Annotated in this window: 11 protein-coding genes; 4 read left to right on the plus strand and 7 right to left on the minus strand. The window is 64.7% G+C overall.

Annotation, left to right across the window (positions count from 1 at the left end):
• Window positions 1-98 precede the first annotated feature (98 nt).
• Entirely contained in the window at window positions 99-1,019 is a 921-nt protein-coding gene (locus tag ACWEIJ_RS45025; protein ID WP_449843437.1) for a helix-turn-helix transcriptional regulator, read from the plus strand.
• Window positions 1,020-1,506: 487 nt separating this feature from the next.
• Here ACWEIJ_RS45025 and ACWEIJ_RS45030 read toward each other — a convergent pair whose 3' ends face one another.
• On the minus strand, window positions 1,507-1,890 hold the full coding sequence (locus tag ACWEIJ_RS45030) for a hypothetical protein (protein WP_449843438.1): 384 nt from the start codon (window positions 1,888-1,890) through the stop codon (window positions 1,507-1,509).
• Between the two features lie 1,029 nt (window positions 1,891-2,919).
• On the opposite strand from ACWEIJ_RS45030, the gene ACWEIJ_RS45035 reads away from it, so the two are divergent.
• Complete coding sequence (locus ACWEIJ_RS45035; RefSeq protein WP_449843439.1) at window positions 2,920-3,255, plus strand: hypothetical protein; 336 nt, start codon at window positions 2,920-2,922, stop codon at window positions 3,253-3,255.
• Window positions 3,256-3,319: 64 nt separating this feature from the next.
• Window positions 3,320-4,411 carry a hypothetical protein gene (locus ACWEIJ_RS45040; protein ID WP_449843440.1) on the plus strand — a complete coding sequence of 364 codons (1,092 nt, stop codon included), beginning with the start codon at window positions 3,320-3,322 and terminating at the stop codon, window positions 4,409-4,411.
• A gap of 443 nt (window positions 4,412-4,854) precedes the next feature.
• Here ACWEIJ_RS45040 and ACWEIJ_RS45045 read toward each other — a convergent pair whose 3' ends face one another.
• Together ACWEIJ_RS45045 and ACWEIJ_RS45050 are read right to left on the minus strand one after the other, a co-directional pair.
• Window positions 4,855-6,936, minus strand: a complete 2,082-nt coding sequence (locus tag ACWEIJ_RS45045; RefSeq protein WP_449843441.1) for an SEC-C domain-containing protein — start codon at window positions 6,934-6,936, stop codon at window positions 4,855-4,857.
• Complete coding sequence (locus ACWEIJ_RS45050; RefSeq protein ID WP_449843442.1) at window positions 6,929-7,312, minus strand: hypothetical protein; 384 nt, start codon at window positions 7,310-7,312, stop codon at window positions 6,929-6,931. The genes ACWEIJ_RS45045 and ACWEIJ_RS45050 overlap by 8 nt, the downstream gene beginning before the upstream one ends.
• On the opposite strand from ACWEIJ_RS45050, the gene ACWEIJ_RS45055 reads away from it, so the two are divergent.
• Window positions 7,298-7,903, plus strand: coding sequence for a UPF0158 family protein (locus ACWEIJ_RS45055; protein ID WP_449843443.1), 606 nt, complete (start codon window positions 7,298-7,300; stop codon window positions 7,901-7,903). The two genes, ACWEIJ_RS45050 and ACWEIJ_RS45055, sit on opposite strands and share 15 nt — an antisense overlap.
• A 657-nt stretch (window positions 7,904-8,560) precedes the next feature.
• Here the strand turns inward: ACWEIJ_RS45055 and ACWEIJ_RS45060 are convergent.
• The 4 genes from ACWEIJ_RS45060 to ACWEIJ_RS45075 all read right to left on the minus strand — a co-directional run.
• On the minus strand, window positions 8,561-9,466 hold the full coding sequence (locus ACWEIJ_RS45060; protein WP_449843444.1) for a polymorphic toxin-type HINT domain-containing protein: 906 nt from the start codon (window positions 9,464-9,466) through the stop codon (window positions 8,561-8,563).
• A 722-nt stretch (window positions 9,467-10,188) separates the two neighbouring features.
• Complete coding sequence (locus ACWEIJ_RS45065) at window positions 10,189-10,443, minus strand: hypothetical protein (RefSeq protein WP_449843445.1); 255 nt, start codon at window positions 10,441-10,443, stop codon at window positions 10,189-10,191.
• A gap of 668 nt (window positions 10,444-11,111) precedes the next feature.
• Window positions 11,112-11,738, minus strand: coding sequence for a hypothetical protein (locus ACWEIJ_RS45070; protein WP_449843446.1), 627 nt, complete (start codon window positions 11,736-11,738; stop codon window positions 11,112-11,114).
• The coding region (locus ACWEIJ_RS45075; protein ID WP_449843447.1) for a polymorphic toxin-type HINT domain-containing protein at window positions 11,726-15,731 on the minus strand (4,006 nt) is incomplete at its 5' end. The genes ACWEIJ_RS45075 and ACWEIJ_RS45070, both read right to left, overlap by 13 nt.

The following is a 15,731-nucleotide window of genomic DNA, read 5'->3' on the forward strand; positions in this document are numbered from 1 at the left end:
CCAGGAGACGACGACGGCTGCCGCCGGAGAAGGTCGCGTTCATGGGGGGTGTGACTTCAACCCCCCTCGCGCTGTGACCAGCGGCTACCGTGGATGACGTGGACCAGCAGCACGGGAACCGCGGCGAAATCCGGGACTTCCTCGTCACCCGGCGCGCCAAGATCACCCCGGCGCAGGTCGGACTGCCGGCCAGTACCCGTCGCCGGGTCGCCGGGCTGCGACGTGAGGAGGTCGCCGTTCTCGCCGGTGTGAGCACGGAGTGGTACACGCGGCTGGAGAAGGGGCACATCGGCGGCGTGTCCGAGGACGTCCTCGACGCGGTCGCTCGCGCACTGCGGCTGGACGACGACGAACGCACCTACCTGTTCGACCTGGCCCGGTCATCGCGGTCCGAAAGCCGCATGCCGTCGCGTCGCCGGGACGTCGAGATCCCGTCCCAGATCCAGTGGCTGCTCGACTCGATGACGATGTCCTCGGCGTTCGCGCGCAACGGCCGCACCGACGTCGTCGCGAGCAACCCCCTGGCCCGAGCCCTGTACGCGCCGATGTTCGGCAGCGCCACCGTCGACCAGCGCGGCCGCCCCAACATCGCCCGCTACATCTTCCTCGACCCCGGCGCACAGGACTTCTTCGTCGACTGGGACGCCGCCGGCAATGCCACCGCAGCCCTGCTGCGCGCCGAGGCCGCGCGCGAGCCCCGCGACCGGGCACTGCGCGAACTCATCGGCGAACTGTCCACCCTCAGCTCCGAGTTCCGCGACCTCTGGGCCGCGCACGACGTCCTGATCCGCCACGACGGCGTCAAACGACTCCAGCATCCCGACGTCGGACACCTGGAACTGACCTTCCAGTCACTCGACCTGCCCCTGTCCGGCCGAGCCGTGCACAACCTGATCACCTACACCGCCGAACCCGGCACCGCATCCGAAGACCGGCTCAAACTCCTCGCCAGCTTGGCGGCTGCGCATTCTCCGGCAACAGAGCCCACCCGCCACTCTCCTCAGCCCCGGCCGCTCTGATCCGTCGCGGATGGCGGGCACAACCGAGCGGGTCAGAGCGGCGGCGCCGAAAATCGCGTGCTCAGAACGGTGGTCAGATCTCGCGCGGCTCAGCGGAACTCATCCGTGCCGGACGGCCGCCGACTGATCCGGCAGCCGATTACCACGCACGGAGCCATGGTGTTCCCGAGGTGACGCGAGGGAGGACCGGTGGGTTCGCCGCGCCAGGCCTCGATCTCGCGGTAGATCTCCAGCGTCGACTGGAACGACCATCGCGGGTCCGCGCACTGGGCGGCCAGATCCTCCCAGTCGCGCGCGGATGCCCGAACGACAGCACCAATCAGGTGTCCCGGACCTCACGATCCGGGACACCTGTGCGTTTACCCGCATTTCACCAGTCGTGTCACCGACGTCATCCCTGTCAACGCACCACTGGCGAGGAGGCGGAGGAACTATGTCCGACTTGCGCCGGATCGAGCCTGCGAAGGTGTCGTCAACGCCTCAACGCTCAGCACTCCACGTTCACCAGTTTTGCCAGAGTGTTGGACGGGAAAGACCTGCTGTCCCAGGCCCAGAGATGCACGCGGCTGCCGTTTTCGAAGTAGATCGTGAAAGGGTTGCCGTGCGATTGGGCCCAGCCGAAGTAGTCGTTGAGGCCACTCCACCCGCATTTCTCAATGTTCCAGGTGTCTCCGGTCGCCTTGGAGACGCAGGCCCTCCCGTAGTCACATTTGTCCGACCAGTACTGAACTTGGACGTCAGATGCGGAAGCCACGCCAGGGCCGCCGATGAGCGCGGTCATTCCCAGAGCGGCGGCCAGCGCCGCACGACTCGTGAACCTCGCGATAGAACGCGATTGCGAAACAGTCAAGACCGTTTCCCCCAGTTTCAACACAAAAACGTCATGGCGAAGGTGAACACTGCATCCGTGATGGTTGCCGACGTGGCACCCAGTACGGCATCAGCGTTCCAGACAGGCATTTCTCGAAATCGCCCATTAGATTAGGAAATCAGGCACGAGACTCTACATCAGAGGATGAGTTCTCGGGTAATCTTTTCAGCCCCAAGGGCTACCGCCATTCAACACCCCCACTTATCCACCCTCGTACAGGGAAGCCGGTGGGTGCGAGAATTTGAATAATCAGAACCATCAAGCGTCCCCAGCCCTTGACAGACCCTCACCTTGTCATGAGTGCCATGTTGTGTCAATTGCCCTGACCGTATTAGCGAGCGTTTAGTGTGACAGTCTTCAATTTTGGTAGAATTCGCGGCTCAGTGAGAGCTGTTTTCCGCGTACCGGAAAGTCACTCGGCTGGCCGAGCTGAGCGACGACGACGGCCACAAGCGAGCACCGGCTTCACGCGCTGTGGGCAGCGGAGCTCGCGGTCGGGCTCCGCCGGGGTGAAGCGCTCGGGCCACCGACTGTCCGGCAGGTGCTCTACCGCGCGGACGAGGCGGGCACGGCGTACATCGAGGCGATCGAGCGGGTTCAACGGGACGCACCGGACGGGATGAACGCGTTGATCGATCCCGACGACGAGACCCGTAATGAGAGCACGGCACAAGCGCACGTTGCGGTATCAATTGCGAGAAAAAGGCCGCCTGCCATGATCGGTAAGCAGCCTTTTGCCGGTGGAGCTCGAACCCCTGACCCTCACACTGCCAGCGTGAGCCGGAGCACGTCCTCCAACTGCGGCGATTGCGAAACCACTGGTCATCACGGATCCGTTCACCGTCGTTGAATGCAGTCTAACGCCGTTCAGACCATATGAACTGTCCAGATTTCTCCAGACCGATCCGGTGTGAGGTTTCACCAGAGGATGCTCTCATCACGCAGCCGACACTCCAGAGCAGCCGCCCCGCACCGGCAACTGAGGCGCCCCGCTAATCTCGCGGATCGGCGATCGAGTGGGGAGAACTCGTGAAGACACCGACCGGGCGATGGCGGATCGTGGACATGACGAACTGGGACTCCGACGACGTCGACCTGGTCGAGCCGGGGTTCATCAAGTTCGCCAAGGACAGGACCGGTGAGTTCGGCTTCATCGCCGTCCGCGGCTGGATGGACTGCCGGTGGTCCGAACGCGACGGTCGTCCCTTCGTCGAGTTCAGCTGGGAGGGCCACGACGAGGGCGACCAGGTCAGCGGGCACGGCTGGGCGGCGCTGGCCGAGGACGGTTCGCTCGCCGGGCGCCTGTTCTTCCACCTCGGTGACGACTCGGGATTCCAGGCGAAGCCGTACGGGAGCGTACGTTGAGCGAGTACCAGTACTACGAGTTCGTCGCGATCGACCGCCCCTCGACGCACAGGCACAGGCCGAGGTGGGTGCGCTGTCCACCCGCGCGGAGATCACCGCCACCAGGTTCGTCAACGAATACCACTGGGGCAATTTTCGCGGCGACCCCAACCAGCTGATGGAGCGCTACTACGACGCACATCTCTACTCTGCCAACTGGGGCACGCGGCGAATCATGCTCCGCCTGCCCCGCAACCTGCTCGACCTGGACGTGGCCGGGCAGTACTGCGTCAGCGACCAGGTCACGGCCTGGACTGCCGGCCAGCACCTCGTCCTCAGCCTGACCAACGACGACGAATCCGGCGACTGGGACTACGAACCGCAGGCCTCACTGTCGTCCATCATCGGCATCCGCGACGAACTCGCCGCCGGTGACCACCGTGCGCTCTACCTGGCATGGCTGGCCGACTACGGCATCTGGGAGGACGACGAGGACGCCTTCGACCACGACGAGGACGACGAACTCGAACCACCTGTGCCGTCAGGCCTGCGCACGCTCACCGCGCCACAACACGAGCTGGCCAAGTTCCTCCGCGTCGACCAGGACCTGCTCGCGGCAGCCGCCGAAGCAAGCCCGCCTCTCGACGTTCCCGCCGACGACCCCGAACAGCTCGCGGCCTGGCTGACGAAACTGACCATCGACGAGAAGGACCGGCTACTGCTGCAGGTCGCCCAGGGACACGCTGCGACTGCACGAATGGAGATACTGCGCGGATTCCGCGACGTCATGGCGCCGTCTGTCCCTGCACCCGGCCGCCGCACCGTGGCCGATCTCCTGGACAGCGCCCGGTTCAGGCGTAACGACCGGCAGCGCCAGGAAGCCGTGCAACGCGCCGAGGAGGAAGCTCGCCGCGAACACGCCCGAGCCCTCGCCCGCCAGAAACGACTGGACGACCTGTCCCACGACGAAGAAGCCGCCTGGGCCAAGGTCGAAGCACTGATCGCCACCCGCAAGCCCACCGAGTACGACGCCGCCGTGGCCGTGCTCAGCGATCTCCAGGCGCTGGCCGAACGCGACGACCGGTTCGACACCTTCACTTTGCGCAGCATGGCGTTGCGTGACGCGCACGCACGCAAACCCAGCCTTATCGAACGACTCAATCGTGCGAATCTGTGAACAGGGTGTCGTCGAAGTCGTCTTCCCAGCAGCCGAACGGAGCTCCGCCTGCGGTGTAGCCCACGACGAACATCCTCCGGTCGCCCACCCAGACCCAGTCCGGGTCGTCGGGTTCGTCGATGGGTCGGCGTTCCTCACGTGGTACCGGGGGCGGTCGCCGCGCCCACTGCGACGCGGTAGCCGGGAGCGGAAAGCAGATCGCGGTGAGTTCCTCGTACGCCGTGTAGCGGTCGACGCCATACCACTTGGCGCACGTTTTCACGGTGATCCGCGCGCCGGAACGGACCCAGACCCGTGCGGAGTCCAGCCGGGGCCGGCTTGCGCAGGCGGTGACGACGTGGCTGCACCACCTCGTCAGCCCAGGCCGAGAGCGGCACGCAGGCGGTCTGGGCTCATGAGACCAGGTTGGTCCGGGTGGCTGGGGAAGGAGTCCAGGAGCCGGATCAAGTCGTCGTGCCGGGTGGATCGGCGGCGGCCTGCCGGGGCGCGTGTCCGGCCAGGGCGGGGATGGGCTCGTCCAGCCACTTCCGCTCGTAGTCGCGGATGAACCGATCAAGCACAGCCGCTGCCCTGGGATCAACCGGGTCCCCGCCGGAGTTGCTCCTGGACGTGAGAGCCGCCGCTTCGCGGGTGTCGCGCGCGGGTTGGCGGGACTCCTCGACGACCACGAGCGTCGGATCGAGCTTTCGCAGTGTGTCCAGCACCCGATCGAGTCGGGCCTCGCTGTTGGTGTGCACGGTCAGATCAGCCCCGTCGAGACTCAGGGTCGCGCGGACAGGCCCGTCCGCGACGCTTTCGATCCACTGTGGAGTGTGCGCGTCGGCACTGCGTGCGTAGGTCTCGTCCAGTTCGGCGACCAACGCGGCCGGATCACCAGTCCGCAGGGTGACTTCGCACAGCACCAACGGGTCGCCTTCGGTGTTGCGCAGTGCTGGCGGCGCGAACCGCCGGGTGAGGAAGGAGACCAGATCGATCGGATCGGGCTTGGAGTCCAGCAACGAGATGAGTTCGTCGCGCTCGTGCAGCTCGACAGATTCGATACCGCCGAAGATCTGCATCGTGTCGCCGGCGGGCACGATGCGGGCACAGATCAGCGCACCTACCTTCAGCTGCCGGCTGGCCGTACGCTCCCGGACCTGGTGCACGTCGCCGGTGCGCACGTCCCGCACCGTCAAGCCCTCGCCACGGTGGACCTGTTCGATCTCGAACACCGAGCGATCGATGAGTAGCCACTGCTCGGCCAGCAGCCGCTCGTCCTCCGGCAGCAACACGCCCCGAACGGACACGAACTCCGCGAACCCTCCACCCTCGAACAGCACCGCGTCAGTGACCAACGGGTCCTCCAGCGCGTCAAGCAGACCGTAAGGGCTGTCGCTGAACGCCGCCCGCTCTCGCGCGACATCCGCCATCTCGACTCGCCAGGGACCGTCCGCCAGGAACAAGCCCGCCTTCCGGTACAGCCACCCAGCGCGCTCGTCCAACGGGAGCTGCTCACGGTGAAGGTGGCACTTCTTGTACTTGCGACCAGAACCACACCAGCACGGATCATTACGACCGACGTCCGACCGGGGCTCAGCCTCGAACTGCTCGAGCAACCCGACCAGCGGATGGTCCGATGAAACCCCAGCGCGGCGCAGCAGATCAAGCGCTCTGGTCGCATCACCGCGATCGCCGGCGTAGCGAGCGAGGGCGCTCAAGGCCAGTGGCCACTGCGGATCCAGCGACTCCGCGGCCTCGTAATCAGCCTCGGCCGCGGCAACGTCACCCAGCCGCTCGTGGGCTTTGCCACGCAGCCACCGCAACGCCGGTCGAGCAGCGCGCGGCGCCAGTGGCTCGAGCGTCTCGGCGAACAACCCCAGCGCCGCCACGCCGTCACCACCCGACCCGACCGTCTCGGTCAGAACCGCCGCGGCCACGACGGGCTCGGCCAGCATCGGCAGCACCGATCGGACCACAGCACCCGCACCGGTGCCGGAAGGCTCCGGCTGACCGGTCATCTCGGTGGCGAACGTGGTCAACGCGGCGTCACCACCGCCCTCGTACGCATCCGGCGCTGCGGCGTGCAAGTCGGCGACGCGCTCGTACAGCGCCACGATCGCCAGAACCGCGACCGCCTCGTCGTCATCCAGATCGTGCCGCGCGGCGATCGCGCCAAGCCGCGTGTTCGCGCGCCACCGCCCGAAGTCGAACCCCGGCGGGGCCAGCCACTCGCCGTCGCACGCCAACCCGCACGCCTCGAGCACCTCCCCGAGCGGAGGCAGCGGCTCGGTGAACAACGTGGGATCGTCCGCGCACGCCGTCCAGACCGCCGCATCCAGCAACACGGGTTCGTCTGATTGTGCCGCCAGCACCTGCGACAGCCGGTGCCCCACGGCGGCAGTCCCTTCCGCCGACGCCACCTCGTCCGGCGCGGCCTCCAGCAGCAGTCCCTCCGCCGTGACCCGTACCGCGATCACGTCGCCCTCGTTCAGCCCCTTACCCACCAGATAGCCGACCGGCAGCAACAGAGCGCCGAGATCATCCACAGCCTCTGGCGGCACGCCGCGCGCCTCCAGCGCGTCGTCGTCGAGCCCCTGGCAGCACCCCCACCACCGGCGAGCCGTCAACCAGCTGCTGATAGCTCACGTGCTCGGTCAGCATGTCAACCGGACACAGGTCCAGGCTGGACTCGAGAAAGTCGTGCTCGATCTCCAGCGCGCTCAACCGACGCATGAACACCCGGCCGGCCAGCAGAGCCGGCAACGACACCCACCGCTCGTCGGTGAGCACCGCCAGCACACCGGAACCATCGTCCAGCGCCTCCGCCAACACCTCGTCCGCGTCGGCTCCCAGCACCACACCACGGTCGTTCAGGACGGAAACAAGCTGCCCCTCCGTCATCGGCCCGTGCTCGGCCAGCACACCCGCGATGACGTCGACCAGCGTCGAACCCGTGGGAAGAAAGGAGTCAGCCACGGCCGAACACAAGTACTCACCCCAGCAGACCGGGCAGATCTCGACAGGACCGCTACCGTGGTCCGAATGCTGGATCTCAGGCGACTTGACCTGGACGAGATCGCACAAGCGCTGTCGGATCAGAGCGACTACGACCACCGCTGGCTGATCAACTCGGACACCGGAGAAGTCCTGTTCTGGTCACGCGAACTCGGCATCGACGGCAAGACACCCATCGACCTCGACGACCTGGACGAAATCTGCATCGACCCACTGCCCTCGTACGTCTGGTACCAGGACATGGCCGACTTCGCCGAACTCGTCAGCGACGAACGCACCCAGCGGCGACTCATGCGGGCGATCGACGGAAAAAGCGCCTTCCGCAGGTTCAAACTCGAACTGCACGAGGAGTACCCGGAACTACTGCCGATCTGGTATGCCTTCCGTGACACCCGAGCCCGCCACCGCGCGGTCCAGTGGCTGGCCGACAACGCGCTCATCGACGACGACACCGCCACCCAGTACATCGTCGAACACCCCGCTCCAGACGTTCCATAGACAGCCGAGTGCTCCGCGCCCTCAACCGGTCGACTTGCGTTCATGACCGCACAAGCGCACACCAGACCAGACAAGCAACTCTCTCCACAATGGAGCCTGTCATGGCCTGGACAGAACAAATCGGTTCGCAATCCTGGCGAGTCCGCTACCCCACCGGAGACGGACACACCGCCTCAACCTCGGGATTCACCACCAAGCAAGCCGCCGACAACTACGCCAACGACATCGAGAGCGACCAGCGCCGCAACACCTGGCGCGACCCCAGCCGCGGCAAGACCACCGCCGCCCAATGGGCCACCACCTGGTTCGCCGCCCTCGATCTTGACCCTACTGCCGCAACCAGGACGTCATCAGTTCAACCGCCTCAGCAACGTCGCTCGTTCTCGCCCGGTCAACGTCTGATTCGAGCAAGAATGGGGGTGCACCGTTCGGCATTGAGTCCAACTGCAATTCAGTTGTGCCAGACAATCGTCGAATGTACCAAACATTGTCGTCATCCGCTGCGTGAGTCACCGACAGGCGACGCACATGTAGATCGGGAAATGACTGCCGAAGGCTGGCAAAGACTTGGTCGACTGGACCACCCGCACGATGGCCCAGCTCCCAGGATGTCTCATCATTCACGAACTGCCACCTCTCTGACCAGGACCTATGGCACTAACACCGCGGAGCACCCAGAGCCTCGGGCGCCAACCGGCCAGCCTTTGGAACGGGGTTTGCCTCTACTTCACCGAACGGGTTTCTTTCACCGAGCGATACGTTTACGTGATTGTAGTTCATCGCCCCTCCCGCGGTCGGTTCGGGAGCATAGGTGACCGTGCCACCAGCAGCCCGAATTGCGCCCGCCGTGGTCACCCGAATGCTTCCATGAGGTACGCCCGCCCCGGCTTCGCCGACAGATGTCCCCATTGAACCGGAAAAGACCTCTCCAGCTCCTGGCATCGGGCTTTGTCCACCACGAACGATCACGTAGTCGTCCGGCACAGTCCATCCACCCTCATTGTGGACCAGTACCGGAGTGTTACCGGCCATCACATAGTACGTGTGGATGCCGTCGACGGTCAGGTTGTGCACTCGTTGGACAACGATCCGTTCTTTGATCGCGGTGACCTGCACCCGAGTGCCCGCCGAGGTCTGCAACGCCGAGCCGACCGTTAGATCCTCAGCATTCACCCACCGCCTCTGATCGGCTAACCAGAACGGGTGCTTGTCCGTCGCGGCGATCTTGCCGCCGTCAACCTCGATGTCCTCGAGGAACTTGATGCCTTCACCGATGATCGTCGCAACGACCTCGTGCGCTCCCGACTCGCCCGATTCTGGGTCTGTGGCAAGTACCTGGTCACCGAGCTTGATCTCGTCGATGCGTTTGGTCGAGCCGTCGGCCATCCACACTTGGGTGTCACCGGCGAAGCTGTTGCCAGGTTTGCCGCCGCAACCGTTCCCCAGAACCTTGGCGGCTTTACCCAGCCAGCCAGCCTCCTTGGACGCCGCACCTGCACCCCGCAACGCCGACCCGCCCACGGCTCCCGCGGCGAGTGAGACCGCGCCGACGACGGTGAACACGAGGTCCCAGCCGTCAGCCGGTCGGTTGCCGACGGTGTAGGACCATTCGCAGAATCCGGCGCCTGGGTTGCTGCTGCGACACAGGTAGGTGGCCCAGTGCTTTACCGCCTCCGCGTAGCTCTCGTCTCGGTTGGCTGCTAATGACGTCGATTCGCGGCGGTTGACGTCTGTTCAGCACAGTTCGGCAAGTTCACCCGTTCGTGGCGACCCCATTTGCCGTAAGTCAAAACGAAGGAGCCAGCGGCGCCAGTTTTCACTCCTTCATCTGCCTGTTAATCATGAATATGATGATCAAGCGAAGATCGTTTCGAGCGCATGAAAAGGCCACTAAACTGGGGCTTTCACCCAGAATCAGCGGGCTTATTCAGACCGTCTGAACGACAGGATTCGAACCTGCGACCCCTTGACCCCCAGATCAGGGTTCACAGGCCACTGACCTGCAGAAATGGAACGCTCAGCGCAGTTGAGCGCACTTGGCGAACGGTCAAGTGTGTTGCCATCAGTTCTGCGGCCACCCAAGATCTACTCCTTCGCCCAGCACGGCATCCGGATGGCCAACGCACATGGCTGTCGTACTGGTCGACCTCGCCAAAGCCGCCTAGCCCGCGGCCGTGCAAAACGGCTTCGGTCCGGCCAGCTACTCGGTGCAGCAAGAAGACCCGAGACCACATCCTATGACGGCGCGCGTACGACCTGTTCGTCAGGAGCACCTATGAGCGGAGTTAGCCGCGGGTTTTGTCCGAGTTCCTGAGGTCCTCGACGATCTGCTGCACGGCTTTCTTGACGTCGTCGTTCATCGGCACCTCATACACCGACACCACAGCACTCCACTTTCCGGCGGCGGCATGCACCGTGAGGCCACCGGCAGGCGCGTCCCCCTCGCACAACTTGGTGTTCGCGTCCAGCTTCCCGCTGCGGCAGGGCATCGGTGTCAACCGTTCCGACTCCTCCGGGCTCGTGTAGGCGACGAGCCCCACATTGAGCACCTGGTGCCCGGTAGAGACGAGACCTGGCAACCGTTGGCCCCCACGGAGTTCACTTGCGAGACCTCGAAACCCTTGGTGATGACCGCGAGCGGTTCGGGCTTCAACAGGTCAGGACAACCCGACTTGACCTTGTCAGCGAGACCGGCGGGCACATCGGTGCCACACGCGGCCATGGCCATGAGCGCGAACACCCGTCAAGGCGGCCGCGAACCTGATTCTCACTTGCTCCCCATGTGTTACCTCGTGCCTGATCGTTCAGCGCGAGTGAAATGGTCGCACGGCGTTTCAGCGTGCGACCACTGGCTGTCTGACCACCACGAACAGGCCGCGAAGAACATCCTTGCGACACTGCGCGACAAACCGACTGGTGACCTCGACATCGTGCCCGCTCGGACAGGCTGCGTCCCCGGCAGCAGTTCCGCCACGACCTCACTCCTCAACGTCGGCGAGATCTCCTGCATCACCGCGGCCGGGGAATCCCGGAATTTCCCCAAGGCGTGCATGGTTCCCGCCGAGTAGGCCACATCCTATGCCAGGCCAAGACCCGCTTGCCGGTTACAGGCACGACAGCTCTACCCTTGCGGAGCCGCCAAATTCGCCGTTGATCAAGATCGGCATATATCTCCGACAACAAGTCTTCCAGCCGCCTTTTGTCGCACTTACAAAGGTTCAAAATAGCGGCGAAAATCGGCCAAGAATCGCTGCGCCTGGCGCGCAAGCAGAGGAGGTTGAGAACCTCCCATTTCCTCAATTCTCAACAGAACCGATTGCGCCTTCACGCGTTCGCCAACAATCATATATGCCACCGCCAACTGACCGAGATCAAGATGCGTCCTCGCCGAGATTTCCATCTTTCCCACAATTGCCTGAAGAGAAGAGAATTGCGAGAAAAATTCCTGACCAAACTCCTGCACATCCGAGAGGATCTGACCAACTACTGACACCACCTCATCTACAGCGCCTATGGTCCACATGACCCCTTGACCTCGATTCCCACGTCGGAGCAAATCCGACAGCGACTCTCCTACCTGCGCAGGGCCGTGCTCAAAGCCGAAGAACTGGGCAGTTAGCTCCGAGACCTGAGCATGCCGCACCGATATGGCTGGATTCAGAGACAGCCCGAATTCTCGCCGCGTGAGGTCGATTCCTATTTCTTCTCGAATATCAGAATCGCGAAACCTTACAAAGAGTGCAAATTCATCATCCTCCACAAAGTCGACAACCCAGCCCATAGTGGCCGCCTGCTCGGAAAACCGTGAAACGAGTTCTTGCGCTATGACCCACACGCTGGGCACCTCCAAATATCAATCTCAACCTGCATCGTCACAGCCGAACCCTTCGGTATGCCAAACTGCGACAGCTTACTCGTGTCGACGATAGCGCCCGTGGAGTGCAACTGCGGGTATCCTACCGCTTGACCAGGACTGATCGTGGCACCGCGACCTGTCTTGGCCTCAACTGCAACCCAACGACCACTCGAATCCTGAGCAACAAAGTCCGCACGGAATTTAGTGCCGTCAGCTGTCCGAAAACGCACTTCAGGCGTGATATTGGAATAACCAGCGTCCTGCAATCGCTGTCGGGTCGCCATTTCCCCTATCTTCCCATGCGGATCACCGAGTACAGGACATGCTCCGACGACGTTCTGATTGTGGACGAGGACAGGTGTGGCATGTGCAACTACGTAGTAGGTGTGGATGTCGTCGACGGTGAGGTTGTGTACCCGTTTAACCTCGACACGATGCCTGATCGCGGTCACCATTACGTGCTTGCCAGCCGAGGTCTGCAACACAGTCCCCACGCGTAGATCTTTGGCGTCTACCCAACGGTTCTCGCTGGCTAGCCAGAACGGATGCTTGTCCGTTGCGACGACCTTGCCCGCACCGTCGACCTCGATCTCGACGAGGAACTTGACGCCCTCGCCGATGATCGTCGCGATCACTTCCCGCGCTCCCGACTCACCGGTCTCCGGGTCCGTGGCGAAGACCCGGTCGCCGAGCTTGATCTCGTCGATGCGCTTGGTCGAGCCATCCGCCATCAATACCTGCGTGTCACCGATGAAACTGTTGCAGTCGCGGCTAACAACCTTGGCGGCTTTGCCCAGCCAGCCCGCCTCCTTGGACGCCGCACCTGCACCCCGCAACGCCGACCCACCTACGGCACCCGCAGCGAGCGAGACGGCGCCCACCACGGTGAAGACGAAGTCCCAGCCATCGGCCGGCCGGTTGCCGACGGTGTAGGACCATTCGCAGAAGCCAGCGCCGGGGTTGCTGCTGCGGCAGAGGTAGGTGGCCCAGTGCGCGACGGCCTGCGCGTAGGTCTCGTCCTGCGCCATCATGACGGGCGCGCCGAAGATGGGGCCTCGTTTCATCTCCTCTGCGGTGGGTAGCCGGTGGCCGTAGATGATGGGCTGGTTGGAGCCGTCGCCGGTGCCGGTCTGCCATTGCCAGCGTTGTTCGAACTCCCGCTGGGAGTAGCCGGATCCCTCCGGGCCGCACAGGCCGTTGGGCGAGTAGCCGCACCCGACGGACGCCGGCGACGTCACATACCCGTATTTCTGGTAGTAGTAGAGGTCGCAGGAGTCGCAGTACAGGCCGGTCGGGTCGCTGAAGCTGACCGGGCTGTTGTTGGCGTAGACGTAGGCGTTCCACTGCCGCGGATCCCCGAGATCCATCACCGGGTCGACGGAGATGAACCGGCCCAGCTTCGGGTCGTACTCCCGCGCACCGATGTGCGTCAGCCCGCTGTTGTCCAGCGTGCCGCCCACGAAGCCCTTGTCCATCCGCGTCGGCCAGGTGCCGGTGTTGCCGCGCACTTCGCCGAACGGTGTGGTCAGCCGCGTGCTCACGAGCTGGCTCAACGCGTTGATGGTGCTCTGCGCGGTGCCGTGCTGATCGGCCGACAGCCACGTCAACCCCGATGACGTCCGCATGGCGATGGTCTGGCCCGCGTGGGTGTAGTAGCGGGTGCAGACCTTCGCACCGGACGAGGTGGTGTAGCGCAGTTCCTGGCCGGGCAGGTACAACGTCCGGCCGTCGGGGTCGCGGCGGACCAGCCGGTTGCCGTCGGCGTCGTACACATACGACGACTGACCGGTCTCGTCGGTCGTCGTGGCGACGTGGCCTTCCTGGTCCCACGTCATCGTCTGCGTGGCGCCGCCGGGTGAGGGGCGGGTGAGGGTGTTGCCGGTTTCGTCGTAGGTGTAGCTGGCCTGGCGGCTGCCCGCGTTGTCGGTGGCCACGGTCTTGGCGACGGAGTGCTTGCCCGGGGTCGGGAAGTACTCGGTGGTGCGGTCGCCCGCGCTGGTGGCGTGCTCGACGAGTTTGGTGCGGTCGCCGGCGAGGTCGTAGGTGTAGGACTGCCAGTACTTCGACGGCCCGCCGAGACCGGCGGTGGTCGGGTCGGCCGTGCAGTCGCCCGAACTCGGGGTCCAGGCTTCGGTCAGGCGGCGCAGGTAGTCGGCGCGGAAGCACTGGGTGTCGGCGCTGACCGAGTCCGCGACGCGGGTGACGTTGCCCGCCCAGTCGTGGCTGTACGACACGTTCGAGACATCCGGCCCGGTCTGTTTGGTGGTCCAGATCTGGGTGAGGCGGCGGGTGAACTGGTCGTAGTTGCGCACGATGTCGACCGTGCTGCCGCTGCCGTTGCGCAGCTGGTACGCGGCCAGCTCACCGAACGAGGTGTAGCCGGTGCTGGTGACCAGGTCGGTCTGTGGCGAGGTGCCGTAGCCGGTCTTCAGGGTTGCGATCTGCCCCAGTGGGTCGTAGTTGTACTCGAGCGTCTCCCGTTTGAGATCACCGGTGGCCGACATGCGCGTGGAGTAGGGCGCTCCGTTGGAGTGGTAGGTGTACTCGTAGTTGTAGGTGCCGCCGAGGCCGGTTTCCGCGGCCGGGACGGTGAAGCTGGTGGCCGAGGGCTGGTAGTCCGCCCTGATGCCGGTGTGTTCCGTGACGTAGTCGCCGAGCTCGCCGTGCCGCACGGACTTCACCAGCTGGCCCTTGACTGCGGTGCCGTCGGCGAGCACGTCGTAGAACCACTCCGACCTCGCCGCACCGGTTGCCGTGTTGTCGCGGATGCTCGTCTTGCGGCCCAACACGTCATAGGTATACGCGAGCGTCTTACCACGACCGTCCGTAGTGGACACTAGCTGGTCCGCGTCGTCATACACCGATGTGGTCGTGCCCTTGTCCGGGTCGACCGAGCGGACCTGCCGGCCCCGCACGTCGTAGCCGTACTGCCACTTCTTGCCCGACGCGTGCGTGACCTCGGTCTGCTGGCCCTTGAGGTCGTAGGTGTACTTCGTGGCGTCGAAGCCCGTCGCGGCCCCCGCGACCACACCCGAGTGGTACTGCCGCAGCTCGGACTTGCGGCCCACGGCGTCGACCAGTGTCGAGGTCACGACACCACCCGCGGGCGGTGTCACGTCGACGCGGTCACCGGCGTAGTAGGTGGTCGTGCGGAACAGCTCGTCGCCGCCGGGGCTGGCGACCGGCATGTTCTTCTTCAGCACCTGGGCGATGTCCCGGCCCGCGCCGTCGTAGTTCGTCACCGTGGCCGACGGGATGGTGTCGGTCGGCACGAACAACTCGGTGCTGGGGGCGGCATTGCCGAGGTAGGCGTTGTTCGATCGCTTGGCCCGGCCCGCCGAGTCGTAGTAGGTGTCCGTGACCACCGAGGTCGTCGTGCTGCCGGTCGCGTCCGGCTGCTGCGTCTGCCGCGGCCGCAACAACCCGTCGAACAACTCGTAGGAGGTCACGTACTGCATGCTGGTGTTCAGCGTGCTCGTCGCGACCGCGGAAGGCGCGTTGGCGCGTTGCAGGTAAGCGAACTTCTTGCTGTAGCCAGGCCGCGAGACCTCGGTCATCCGGCCCAGACCGTCGTAGGTGATGTTCGTCGTCCGCTGGTTCGGGTCGGTGGTGGACACCGGCGAACCCCACGCGGGCTCCACGCCGGTCGTCGTGACCCAGCCCAATGCGTTGGTCGACGTCAGCTGGGTGACCGGTCCGCCCGCGGCCGGGGTGTAGGCCGTGGTCGTGGTCCCCTTCGCATCGGTCAGCTTCGTCACCCGGCCGTAGGCGTCGCGCTCGGTCACCGACTCCGCCAGGTACGACGCCGTGCCGTTGACATACGACTTCAGGGCCTCGGTCTTGGTGGTCTCGCCCTTCGTCGGCGCGACACCATGCCCCTGGCCGTCGAAGTAGGTCTTCACGTCACCGGCGATGTCCTGGTCCCGCAGACCCGTGCCCTTCGCCTTCGCGCAGTCGACCAGGAAATCGCGC

Source organism: Lentzea sp. NPDC004789, assembly GCF_053601075.1.